The sequence below is a fragment of the Idiomarina sp. 28-8 genome (assembly GCF_000320945.2).
In the GTDB taxonomy this organism is placed as follows: domain Bacteria; phylum Pseudomonadota; class Gammaproteobacteria; order Enterobacterales; family Alteromonadaceae; genus Idiomarina; species Idiomarina loihiensis.
Map to the genome: position 1 here is coordinate 301,865 of NZ_DF266791.1, position 12,450 is coordinate 314,314.

The 12,450-nt window shown below is 47.6% G+C and carries 9 protein-coding genes; 3 read left to right on the plus strand and 6 right to left on the minus strand.

The genetic code is table 11. From position 1 onward, the window contains the following. Positions 1–114 precede the first annotated feature (114 nt). Together fadE and RJ32_RS09395 are read left to right on the plus strand one after the other, a co-directional pair. The gene (gene fadE, locus RJ32_RS09390; protein ID WP_034821602.1) at positions 115–2,568 is read left to right on the plus strand and encodes an acyl-CoA dehydrogenase FadE; all 2,454 of its coding nucleotides are present in this window, start codon (positions 115–117) and stop codon (positions 2,566–2,568) included. Positions 2,569–2,671: 103 nt separating this feature from the next. After that, the gene (locus RJ32_RS09395) at positions 2,672–4,240 is read left to right on the plus strand and encodes an AbgT family transporter (RefSeq protein ID WP_034821604.1); all 1,569 of its coding nucleotides are present in this window, start codon (positions 2,672–2,674) and stop codon (positions 4,238–4,240) included. 5 nt (positions 4,241–4,245) lie between these two features. Here the strand turns inward: RJ32_RS09395 and RJ32_RS09400 are convergent, their stop codons facing one another. The 4 genes from RJ32_RS09400 to rnhB form a co-directional block, all read right to left on the minus strand. Then, the gene (locus tag RJ32_RS09400) at positions 4,246–5,448 is read right to left on the minus strand and encodes a multidrug effflux MFS transporter (protein ID WP_034821606.1); all 1,203 of its coding nucleotides are present in this window, start codon (positions 5,446–5,448) and stop codon (positions 4,246–4,248) included. Then, positions 5,448–7,253: a bifunctional UDP-sugar hydrolase/5'-nucleotidase gene (locus RJ32_RS09405; protein ID WP_034821609.1), complete on the minus strand. Its 1,806-nt coding sequence runs from the start codon at positions 7,251–7,253 to the stop codon at positions 5,448–5,450. The genes RJ32_RS09400 and RJ32_RS09405 overlap by 1 nt, the downstream gene beginning before the upstream one ends. A 12-nt stretch (positions 7,254–7,265) precedes the next feature. Continuing rightward, entirely contained in the window at positions 7,266–8,201 is a 936-nt protein-coding gene (locus RJ32_RS09410) for an isopenicillin N synthase family oxygenase (protein ID WP_034821613.1), read from the minus strand. Between the two features lie 66 nt (positions 8,202–8,267). Continuing rightward, complete coding sequence (gene rnhB, locus RJ32_RS09415; protein WP_201029212.1) at positions 8,268–8,942, minus strand: ribonuclease HII; 675 nt, start codon at positions 8,940–8,942, stop codon at positions 8,268–8,270. Between rnhB and RJ32_RS09420 the strand changes: the two genes are divergently transcribed. Further along, positions 8,934–10,505: an AbgT family transporter gene (locus RJ32_RS09420; protein WP_082815457.1), complete on the plus strand. Its 1,572-nt coding sequence runs from the start codon at positions 8,934–8,936 to the stop codon at positions 10,503–10,505. The genes rnhB and RJ32_RS09420 overlap by 9 nt on opposite strands. Positions 10,506–10,546: 41 nt before the next feature. On the opposite strand, the gene RJ32_RS09425 is transcribed toward RJ32_RS09420, so the two are convergent. Beyond that, positions 10,547–11,842 carry a PAS domain-containing methyl-accepting chemotaxis protein gene (locus RJ32_RS09425; RefSeq protein WP_034821616.1) on the minus strand — a complete coding sequence of 432 codons (1,296 nt, stop codon included), beginning with the start codon at positions 11,840–11,842 and terminating at the stop codon, positions 10,547–10,549. 150 nt (positions 11,843–11,992) lie between these two features. Next, positions 11,993–12,406: a VOC family protein gene (locus RJ32_RS09430; RefSeq protein ID WP_034821619.1), complete on the minus strand. Its 414-nt coding sequence runs from the start codon at positions 12,404–12,406 to the stop codon at positions 11,993–11,995. Positions 12,407–12,450: the final 44 nt, after the last annotated feature.

Consider the following 12,450-nt stretch of genomic DNA (forward strand, 5'->3'; position numbering starts at 1 on the left):
TTTATATTGACAACAAAATTCAAACGCCCGTTCAATTTTTCCTTGAAAATATACTCCGGTTGATCTAACTTGCACAGTATCACTGGTCAGACCTCCAAATCGGAGTATTACATTATGAGTATTGCACTTTGGATTGTCGCTACTGTTATAGTCGCGGCTGCATTAATCTACAAACGAGCCAGCCTGGCTATGTTCAGCGCCGGTCTGGTTATTATGTTCGCTATTGGTAGCGCAATCGACATTGTTGGCCCGGTGCTTTGGGCTATTCTGGCAATTGTTCTGGTTCCGCTTAACATAGCGCCAATTCGTTTAAACCTGCTGACTAAGCCTATTCTTAGCGCATATCGCAAAGTAATGCCAGAAATGTCTGATACCGAGCGTGATGCACTGGAAGCCGGTACGGTCTGGTGGGACGGCGATTTATTCAGTGGTGACCCTGACTGGTCAAAACTTCATAAGGTACCTAAAGCCGAGCTAACGGCTGAAGAAAAAGCCTTTTTAGAAGGCCCATGTGAAGAAGTCTGCAAAATGCTGGACGACTGGGAAGTGACCCACGAATTAACAGACATGCCTGAGCACGTCTGGCAGTATCTTAAAGACGAGAAATTCTTCGCCATGATCATCAAGAAAGAATACGGTGGTCTGGAGTTTTCTGCCTACGCACAGTCTCGTGTTCTACAGAAGCTTGCCGGTGTCAGCACCGTGCTGGCCTCAACCGTCGGCGTACCTAACTCATTAGGCCCGGGCGAATTGTTGCAGCATTATGGTACCAAAGAACAGCAAGACCATTACCTGCCACGCCTAGCCAGCGGTGACGAAATTCCCTGTTTCGCACTAACCAGCCCGGAAGCCGGTTCTGACGCAGGCGCTATTCCTGACTCAGGTGTGGTGTGTAAAGGTGAGTGGAACGGCGAAGAAATTGTCGGTATTAAACTGAATTTCAATAAGCGCTACATTACCTTAGCACCAGTAGCTACTGTTTTAGGTCTGGCATTTAAAATGTACGACCCTGACAACCTTATTGGTGAAGAAGAAGAGCTGGGTATTACCTGTGCGCTTATTCCTCGCGACACCAAAGGTGTTGAAATTGGTCGCCGTCACTTCCCGCTGAACGTGCCGTTCCAGAACGGTCCTATCCGCGGTAACGACGTCTTCGTTCCATTAGATTACATTATTGGTGGACAGAAAATGGCCGGTAAGGGCTGGCGTATGCTGGTTGAATGTCTGTCAGTCGGCCGTTCAATTACCTTGCCTTCAAACAGTGCCGGTGGCATTAAGCAAATGGCTCTGGCAACTGGTGCTTACTCACGCATCCGTCGTCAGTTCAAATTACCTATTGGTAAAATGGAAGGTGTTGAAGAGCCAATGGCTCGCATAGGTGGTAACGCGTACCTGATGGATGCGGTGACTATGTTATCCACCAAAGGTATTGATTTAGGCGAGAAGCCTGGCGTTATCGGTGCCATTGCGAAATACCACATGACTGAGAAGCTACGTGCTTGCATGGACGACGCTATGGACGTTCACGGTGGTAAAGGTATCTGTTTAGGACCGAATAACTATCTTGGTCGTGGTTACCAGGGTGTTCCGGTCGCCATTACAGTAGAAGGTGCCAACATTCTTACCCGCAGTATGATGATATACGGCCAGGGCGCTATCCGTTGCCACCCATTTGTTTTGAAAGAAATGGAAGCCTCGGCTGAAAAAGGCCCGGATGCCTTGAAGAAATTTGATAAAGCCGTGTTTGGTCATATTGGCTTTGCCATCAGTAACTTTGTTCGTTCACTGTTCTATGGTTTTGGTGGTCACCGCCTGAGCTCTGTTCCGGCTAGCGACGAAACCCGTAAATACTACCAGCAGATGAACCGCTTCAGTGCCAACATGGCATTATTGTCAGACATTGCTATGGGTAAACTGGGTGGTAGTCTTAAACGCAAGGAACGAGTTTCTGCGCGCTTAGGTGATATGCTCAGCTACTTGTACATCGGTTCTTGTGTGCTGAAGCGTTATCACGACCAGGGTCGCATTAAAGAAGACTTACCGTTAGTTCACTGGGCTATGCAGGACACTCTGCATAAGTTACAGGAAGCACAGCTGGAAATGCTGGCGAACTTCGGTGGTGTTGGCAGCTTCATGCGCGCCGTTATGTATCCGTTAGGCCGTATTGCTAAACGTCCTACAGATAAAAACGATCATGAAATTGCCCGTATGCTTATGTCACCAAACGACGTTCGTACGCGTTTAGGTGAAGGCCAGTTCCTGAGCCCTGAAGGTCACTTTGGTTTCCTTGAAGAAACCCTGAAAAACGTGATTGCCTCAGAGCCACTGTACGACAAAGTTTGTAAAGCAGCCGGTAAACGCTTCAGCTTTACTCAATTAGACCAGCTGGCCGCTAAAGGTAAAGAGCTGGGCGTATTGAGTGACGACGAAGTTGCTCTGCTTGAGCGCACGGAAGTTGGTCGCCTGCGTACCATTAACGTTGATGACTTTGCTCCGGAAGATTTATTAGCCGGTCAGGCAGCATTCGATTATGCCCTGAAAAACCTTAAGAAAGACGAAGCTGCATAACAGCTGAAGGTTAACCTGCAAACGGCGCCCCTGATTTCAGCGGCGCCGTTTTTTTATGCTAGAATCCTACGCTGGTCTAAAACTTATAATAAAGGCGCGAGTTATGCAGTCTCCCAATAATGACTATAACGCGACCAGCAAACGAGGCTGGTTTACCCGTTTTCTCGACGGCGTTGAGTGGCTTGGTAACCTGTTACCCCACCCCATTACCCTATTCGCCGTTTTCTGCTTATTCATTATTTTCATTAGTGGCATCGCTGCTTATTTTGGTGTCAGCGCAGTAGACCCCAGAGATGGTGAAACTGTTATCAAAGCGGTCAGCTTGCTGAATGCTGAGGGAATACAACGCATTGTCACTAACCTGGTCACCAACTTTACCGGCTTCACGCCTTTAGGGACTGTGTTAGTTGCTCTTTTAGGTGTTGGTGTTGCTGAGCGCTCAGGCTTAATTTCTGCGGCTATGCGCGGGCTGGTCATGAAAGCCCCGCGGCGCCTGGTAACCGTAACCATTGTCTTTGCCGGTGTTATTTCTAACACAGCAGCAGAACTGGGCTATGTTGTACTGGTACCACTTGCTGCCATGATTTTCTACGGTCTGGGGCGTCACCCTTTAGCCGGTTTATCGGCCGCTTTTGCCGGGGTTTCCGCAGGCTACAGTGCCAACCTGCTAATTGGTACAGTAGACCCTTTACTGTCGGGTATTACTGAAGAAGCCGCTAAAATTATTGACCCAGCCTATACCGTTGGCGCAGAAGCCAATTGGTATTTTATGATGGTCAGTACCTTCTTAATTGCCATTATGGGCGCGTTGATAACCGACAAAATTGTCGAACCTAAACTCGGTAAATACAACAAAGACGAAGCCTCTATTGATTTGTCCGATCAATCCTCAATGGACCCTCTGAACAAACAGGAAAAACGAGGATTAATTTACGCCGGGTTAAGCGTTCTGGTTCTTGCCGGTATTCTGGCATTAACCGTTGTACCTGAGTGGGGTATTTTACGTCACCCGGAAACCGGTGATGTTAAAGGTTCGCCGTTCCTGAAAGGCGTGGTTGTTTACATCTTCTTCTTTTTCGCCATTCCCGGCTTCGTCTATGGTCGCACGGTTGAGACCATGCGAAACGATCGCGATGTTATCGATGCGATGTCGCACAGCATGAGCACTATGGGCATGTATATTGTGCTGGTATTTTTTGCGGCTCAATTCGTTAACTTCTTTAAATGGACGAATTTCGGGACTATTTTTGCCATTAATGGCGCGGAGTTTCTGACCAATATTGGCATGACCGGACCTATCATTTTCTTGTTCTTCATTATGGTCTGTGGCTTCGTTAACCTGATGCTGGGATCGGCTTCTGCGCAGTGGGCTATTACCGCTCCTATTTTTGTGCCGATGCTGATGCTGGTTGGCTACTCACCAGAAGTAATTCAGGCGGCGTACCGCATTGGTGACTCAGTCACTAACGTTATTACCCCAATGATGAGTTACTTTGGCTTAATATTGGCCGTTGCGGCTCGTTACAAGAAGGATTTAGGCATTGGCACTCTGGTTGCCATGATGTTGCCTTATTCTATGTTCTTCTTTGTTGGCTGGTCGGTGCTTTTCTTCCTTTGGGTCTTTGTCTTTGGATTCCCTGTAGGACCAGCCGCACCGACTTATTATAACTAAAAAGCTTATTCCGGCCGGCGCATTACGCGGTATGCAATTACTGCGAGTAAGCCGGCCACACCAATGACCCAGGCCATGGCATAATCAGTAAAGGAGCCTGCCTGACTCACCCCGGCAGAAACCAAACCCGCAATTAAAAACTGTAAGCTACCGGTTACGGCAGACGCCGAACCTGCGCGCTCTTTCTGTTCAGCCAAAGCCCCAGCCATAGCATTTGGGAAAACCATGCCTAAAGTCGAAATATAGGCAAATAACGGCAGCAATATTCCCCAGAAGCCGGCATTAAAATACGCCATAACGCACATTACAATGGACACCACGGCCAACACCGGTAAGGAAAAATTAAGGATCTTGCGTGAGGAGTGGTACTTTAGTAACCAGCCATTAAGCTGCGAAAAACCAATAATACCAATAGCGTTTAATCCAAACAGCCAACTGTAGTGCATGGGCTCAAGGCCAAAAACCTCAATAAACATCTTCGGTGAGCCGGTGATGTAGGCAAACAACCCCGACTGAGCGATAGCGCCCGTTAACGAATAACGCAGAAAAGAAGGGTCTCGCAAAACCGCCCAGTAAGTGCTGCCCGTATTTCGCATGCGCACGTCGTAGCGGCGCCCGCGGGTTTCCGGCAAAACAAAATGGATAGTCACGGCTGAAGCCACACCTAAGCCGGCGACAATTAAGAACAGAGCACGCCATCCCATCCATTCGGTTACATAGGCACCAAACAGAGGTGCCAGAATAGGCGCAACTCCCATTACCAGTATCAGGAATGAAAACACACGAGCCGAAGCCTGCGGGGTATACAAATCACGCACTACAGCCCTTGCAATAACGATACCGGCACAAGCCCCTATCGCCTGCAGAAAACGTAAAGCAATAAGCCACTGAATATCCGGCGCAAAAGCACAGCCAATGGATGTCACCACGTATATAGCCAAACCGATATACAGCGGGTTCTTACGCCCAAACTTATCGGTCGCCGTACCATACAATAACTGGCCAATAAAAAGCCCAAAGAAAAAAGCCGTCAGCGACAGTTCAACATGATGTGTATCGGTCGCATAGTCCGACGCAATAGCGCTGAAAGCAGGGAGATACATATCAATGGAGAGTGGCGCAAAGGCCGTCAATAACGCCAGAATAACAACTATAAAATCGAATCTGGCGTTATCGGAAACAGGGGCTGGCTCGAATGATCGAGCCATTATTTATCTCCCACAGGAACATACGACTGCGTGGCAAATTCTTGCGGACGCTTCAGAACCTCCTGCTCTCTGGCATAATCTACCAGTGACTGAGCATAATCTATTCCCGTATTGCGGGCACGTCCGCGCTCACTGACTCGATAAAAGGTGTCATAACCGTCCTGACCGCCTGCAATAAAGCTGTTTGTCACCATCACGTAGGTGGCTCTGGCGGTCATTGGCTGCCAACTCTTACTGCCTTTATCCCACACTTGCAGGTTAGACACGCGGCTGCCTTTCTCTTTAGTTAAGTCCACCGAGTAACGAATACCGGCACCATAGGGGTAAGCTCGAGTTGAACCACCATCAGAAATAGAATAAGCCAGCGCTTCCTCCATTGCCTGTTTGAACTCAGAGCCGCTCAGTTCCAGCTTAACCAGAGTATTCGCAAAAGGCAGCACATTGAAAGCGTCGCCCACTGTGAAGTCTCCCTGGCTAATACCAGAGCGGACACCACCACCATTTTGAATAGCGAAGTCAGCTTCCGGCACTGAGTTCAGGAAAGCTTCAGCAACCAGACGGTGAGCACCAGAACTCAGGATGTCAGCACAACCATCGCGTCTCGGCAGATCAATTTCCTGACTGCAAATTTGCTGTGGCACCTGCGCCAGCACTTCGGCAGAAAACTCTTCAACTTTGCCTTGATACTCCTGCAACATGCTTTGCAGCTCAGCGTCAGGTTCAACAAAGCTGAATACGTCACTTTCTTCCAGTGCGGTTTTAATCGGCTCGTAAGTTGTCACAATGCCGTCGCTGACCTGAATGTCGTCACTCAGCAGGTAATGCGGACGTCCGCCGCACTCTGCAATTTTGTCACCTTCAAATACCGCCTGCATCTCGCCAACCACCAATGAATATTGGTAAGCATGGCCAATACAAACTTTGTCGCCGTCAGCATTGGTCAGTTCGGTTGGATAAGGCCCGTCAGACTCCATACCAAAATCACTGAAATCGCCTAACAGCGTATGCGAATCACCACCAATAACAATATCCACGCCCGGTAACTGCTGCACCAGCTCTTTGTCCCGCTCATACTGGATGTGCGTTAGCAGCACTATTTTTTCGATACCCTGCTGTTGAATTTCCGCAATATACTTGCGCGCCGTTTCCAGCTCGTCTAAAAACTCAGTCGATTCATCGGGCTGCGATGACTTCTTCGTTTTACTGGCAATATCCAGACCTATAATGGCAATTTCTTCACCGCCACGTTCGACTATTGTGTAGGGCTGAAACATTTGCCATTCGCGCTCGGGGGTTAGAGCCGACTGCCCAACTTTTGGCTTAATATTTGCTCCAAGCTTCACGGTGGGACAGCTTTCAGTCCCCAACTCCTGCAGGAACTCGGCCAGTCCGGCATCGCCAGTGTCAAACTCATGGTTACCAATAGTGAAGGCATCGAAACAGACGTTGTTCATCATGCGGGCGTCGGCTTCACTGCCAAACAAGGTGAAATATAAGCTGCCTGTCAGGGCGTCACCGGCATGCAATGTCAGTACATTTTCGTTAGCCGCGCGTAGCTTTTTGATTTGCGCGCCAACACGAGGGAAACCGCCGGCTTCCACTTGCCACTCCTGCTCTCCCCACACTAAGGTTTGCCGTTTGGCGTCCAAATTAGAATGGTGGTCGTCAATGTGCAGCAACGTCAACCGAAACTCATTGCTTTCAGGCTCCTGCGGAGCAGATGCGCAACTGATTAATAATGCAGAAACAGTGACAGCAGCCACACCCCGAACTATGCGTTTTAGATTAAACTCGCCTGTTTTCACCAGCTGTTCCTTTTAGTCTTTTATCAAACCAATTTCACGTAAGCGCTGCATTAGATAGTCATCAGCTGTAATAGGTTCATCTCGCTGAGGGTTTTCATCTGAAATACAGCTTTCCAGCGGCGTGATCATCACATCCGGATTAAAATGTAAAAAGAAGGGTATTGAGTAACGCGACTTTTCATTAAATGGTGCCGGAGGATTAACCACTCGGTGCGTTGTCGATGGCAGTACATGATTCGTTAAGCGCTGCAGCATGTCACCCACGTTACAGATAATAGCACCTTCAATAATAGTTACCGGCACCCAGGTGCCGTCTTTCGCTAACACTTCTAAGCCAGGTTCACGTGACCCCACCAATAGCGTCAGGACGTTGATGTCTTCATGCGCACCAGCACGAACCGATGGCGTATCTTCATCAATAATAGGAGGATAGTGTAAAGGCCGCAAAATTGAATTGCCGTTATTCACTTTGTTGCGGAAAAAGTCTTTTGGCTGCCCCAAATAAACGGACAGAGCTTCCAGCACCTGATTACCAAGGTTATCCAAAGCCGCATAAATAGCCAGCATATCGTCTTTAAATTTAGGCAACTCTTGTGGCCAGACGTTTGGCAATAGCTGCGAGTACGGCGGCTCGCCTTCAATTTCACGACCCACATGCCAGAACTCCTTTAAGTCGACATGTTTGGCGTCTTTAGCCACTTCAGTACCAAAGGGCGTGTAGCCTCTGGCACCGCCCTGACCCGGGCGATGATATTGTTTTTTCACGTCTTCAGGTAAGGCAAACAATTCGCGACAGGTATCCAATGCTCGTTCAATAAGCGCGGTATCGACACCGTGCTGGGTTAAGGCAATAAAACCGTATTTTTCATAACCATTACCGACATCTTGAGTAAAAGCATCAAAATCATTCTGGTAACGGCGCATATCAACGTGCGGGATAGACTGCATGGCGAATTCCAACTTCCTGAAAGAGCTTAATGAATAGCCGTCTATTGTATGAATTTCCGGGTTAAATCACAAGTTAGCAAGGACCCGCTTAACCGGGTTAAAGCCTTTACGGTGTATAGGACACGGCCCGTACTTCTCTAATAATTCCAGGTGTTTGGGCGTACCATAAGCCTTGTGTTTATCAAATTCATACTGTGGGTACAATTCATGCCACTTGAGCATCTGCCTGTCCCGCTCTACTTTCGCTAAAATTGAAGCGGCAGCAATGCATTGTTCGCTGGCATCGCCGCCAACAATAGCTTTTGCCGGTACATTTAGCTCCGGAACCCGGTTACCGTCCACCAGCACCATATCGGGTTTTACCGGCAGTGCTTCCACGGCTCGCTGCATGGCTTTCATCGACGCCCAGAGAATATTAATGGCTTCTATTTCGTCGGGGTCAGACTGAGCAATAGTCCAGTACAGTGCTTTTTCTTTTATTTCCAGACTCAGCTTTTCACGCTTTTTCTCGCTCAGTTTTTTTGAGTCGTTAAGGCCTTCAATTGGGTTGTCCGGGTCCAAAATTACAGCAGCTGCCACAACCGGCCCGGCAATAGGTCCACGACCCGCTTCATCTGTACCACAAATCATTGACACTTTTTCACCTTGTTCGCTTTGTTCCACCTTACAATAATGGTTATGATACCTGCGCATAATAATTAGACCAATAAAATAACAACCAGGGGTTTCACCATGGCTCAATCTCCACAACCAGACCGTTCGCAAAAAGAAAAACCGGACAGTCTGTTAAATCGCCTTTTAGACGGCGTTGAAAAGGTCGGTAATAAACTGCCCGATCCGGCCGTCATGTTCTTTGGCTTATTAATCATTGTCTGGGTAATGTCGTGGCTGTTGTCCGGCGTGAGTTTTGATGAGAAGCACCCGCTTACGGGTGACTCTATTGGCGTAATCAACTTATTAAGCGGCACCGAATTTGCGGCTTTTCTTGCCAATATGGTTGATACCTTTATGGGTTTTGCCCCCCTGGGGGTTGTGCTGGTAGCTATGCTGGGTGTGGGTGTAGCCGAACGCTCGGGCTTTATTAATGTTGCCATAAAACTCATGTTGAACGTTACGCCGAAAATGTTGCTGACGCCGGTTTTGATTCTGGTTGCTATAGTCAGCCATACGGCAGTTGATGCTGGCTATGTTCTGGTTATTCCTTTAGGCGGTGTTATTTTCTACGCGGCCGGCAGACATCCGCTGGCAGGTATTGCTGCAGCCTTTGCTGGTGTTTCCGGCGGCTTCAGTGCCAACTTCGTACCTTCGGCAATCGACCCATTACTGCAAGGCTTTACTGAAAGTGCCGCGCAAATTATTGACGCCGACATGCAGTTAAACCCACTGAATAACTATTACTTTACAGCCGCATCGTCAATTGTCGTCGTTGCCATTGGCTGGTTCCTGACGGACAAGGTAGTTGAGCCCCGGTTACGCAGTGCCGAAATTGATGGTGACGCCGAAGATATGCCTGCGTTAGACGACGTCTCCCCGCGAGACCGCAAAGCATTTTATGCTGGCGTAATTACCATGGCGGTAGGTTTGACTCTGTTGTATTTCTCAGCAACGGCTGAAAATACTCCTCTGGCTGACCCGGCAACCGGTGAATTGGCATCTTACTCAGCACCTCTTATGGGTATGATTGTACCGCTAATTTTCTTGCTGTTTATTATCCCAGGTATTGTTCACGGTTATGTTTCCGGTAACTTTACCAACTCCCAGGACGTTATCGGCGCAATGACTAAGTCAATGGAAGGCATGGCCTACTATATGGTTATGGCGTTCTTCTGTGCCTTATTCATAAAAGCGTTTGGAGACTCACAACTCGGCACTTTAATTTCCGTTAAAGGCGCTAACTTCCTGGCCAGTCTGGAGTTGTCCGGTGGGGTCACTATGGTCGGTATCGTCTTCTTAGTAGCCTTTATTAACTTATTTGTCGGTTCAGCATCGGCTAAATGGGCCCTGATATCCCCTATTTTTGTGCCTATGCTAATGCAGTTAGGTTATTCACCCGACTTAACCCAGGCGGCGTATCGTGTCGGTGACTCATCCAGTAATATTATTACGCCGTTGCTGCCCTACTTCCCGCTGGTCGTTCTTTATTGTCAGCGCTATGTTAAAGGTACAGGCATAGGTACTTTAGTGGCAATGATGCTGCCATATACTGTAGCGCTCTTAATACTATGGTCTGCCTTCCTTATTCTCTACTGGACTCTTGGCTTTCCTCTGGGTATTCAGGCAAATTACGTTTACCCTGCGGGCTAAATGTCTAAGTGTAAACTCATGTGAAAAACCAGTGAGTCACCTTATGAAAGGTGGCTCACTGCATTTACAACGTTCGTCGCACCTTCGTCTATCTCTTCTATCAAGTTTTTCACTTTTTCAATTTGCTCTTTGCTCAGTTCAGCCATCTTTTGAATATCATCTATAGAAGTCGATATCGCCTGCGAAACTTCAGAACTGCGTTCCATAACACCGGAAATTTGACTGGTTGCCTGTGTCGTACGAGACGCTAAGTTTCTCACTTCATCTGCAACAACAGCGAATCCTCGTCCGTGTTCCCCGGCTCTGGCCGCCTCAATAGCTGCGTTAAGCGCCAATAAATTGGTTTGCTCTGCCAGTCCGTTAATCGTTTTCACAATGTCTTCAATACTCCGGGCTTGCTCATGAAGTTGTTCAATAACTTCATCGGTTTTATTACTTCTCGACAAAATCTCATTCGAGGTTTCTACAGAAACCTCTATCGATGCTTTACCGTCACTGACAATGGCAGCCGTTTGCTGAGAGGTAGAATAAGCCACCGCAGCGGCTTCCGCAGTTTGCTGAGCTTTCACCACACTGGCCGTTACGTCACTGGCAAATTTAATGACTTTTGTCACCTGCCCGTTTTCATCAAAAATGGGGTTGTAGCTGGCCTCAAGCCAAATCGCCTCCCCATGCTTACTCAGGCGTTTAAATTGCCCTGTTTTAAACTGACCATTACTCAGTTCTTTCCAAAAGCCGGGGTTTTCATCATAAAACGTCTGTTCACAAAACAAGCTGTGATGGCGCCCTTTTATTTCGTCTGCCCGGTAACCTAATGTATCTAAAAAGTTCTTATTAGCGCGAAGAATCTTGCCCGATGGAGAGAACTCTATTGTTGCCATAGACTTGTCAATAGCAGTACTAACAGCAACCTGATGTTCTAATTCTGAAGCTTCGTGGGTCACATCTTTAGCAATTTTGGTAATATATTCGACCTGCCCCTCCGAGTTCTTGATCGGAAAGTAAGAAGCTTCTAACCAAATAGCACTACCATCATTGCAAAACCTTTTAAAGCGTCCATGATGGGACTGACCCTGAGCCAGTTTATTCCAAAAACTCTGGTACGCTGTGCTTAACGCATACTCGTTATCACAAAAGATTTTGTGATGCTTTGACACTATCTCGTCAAGCCGATAACCCATGGCTTCCAAAAAGAGGTTATTAGCATTTAAAATATACCCTTGAGGGGTGAAATCAATCCGGGCGATATTACCATCAATGGCGTTTATCAGTTGCTCGTATTCACTCAGCTCTTTATGGGTTTGCGCAAGCTGATACTTCGTTTTTGAGCCAAACATGGGGCTTTCCTACTCATAATAAATAAAAAAATATTATAAGAAGATACGCTCAGCAAAATGATTCAGGATCATTGTTGAACGTTTTGTTGAGTGGAAATTTAGATAAATCTAAATATATCAATGGCTCGCTAATGAATTTTTTTACTTTTGCTATGCACTCCAGGCAGGGTTCCGGGTTACTTCCCAAATATGCCCATCCGGATCTTTGAAGAAGCCCCCATAACCACCCCAAAACAGGTCTTTTGCAGGTTTTAGAATATCGGCTCCGGCCCGTTCCGCTTCCACCATAACGTCGTCAACCGCAGTGCGCGACTTGACGTTATGGCTTAACAACACTTCATTCGCTGCACGGGCAACTTCAACGCCCATTTCTGCAGCAATACTTTTACGTGGCCATAAAGCCAGTCTGAGACCACTGGGTAATTTAAAGAAAACCACGGCGCCATGCTCAAACTCGTCACCTATAATGCCATCGGTTTCCCAACCCAGGCCGTCCCGATAGAATATAAGTGAACGTTTAAGGTCATCAACACCTAGAGTGATCACACTAATACTGGGGTTCATAGAACCTCTTCACGGTTAACGCTAAACTCTTGCTATGTACTCTA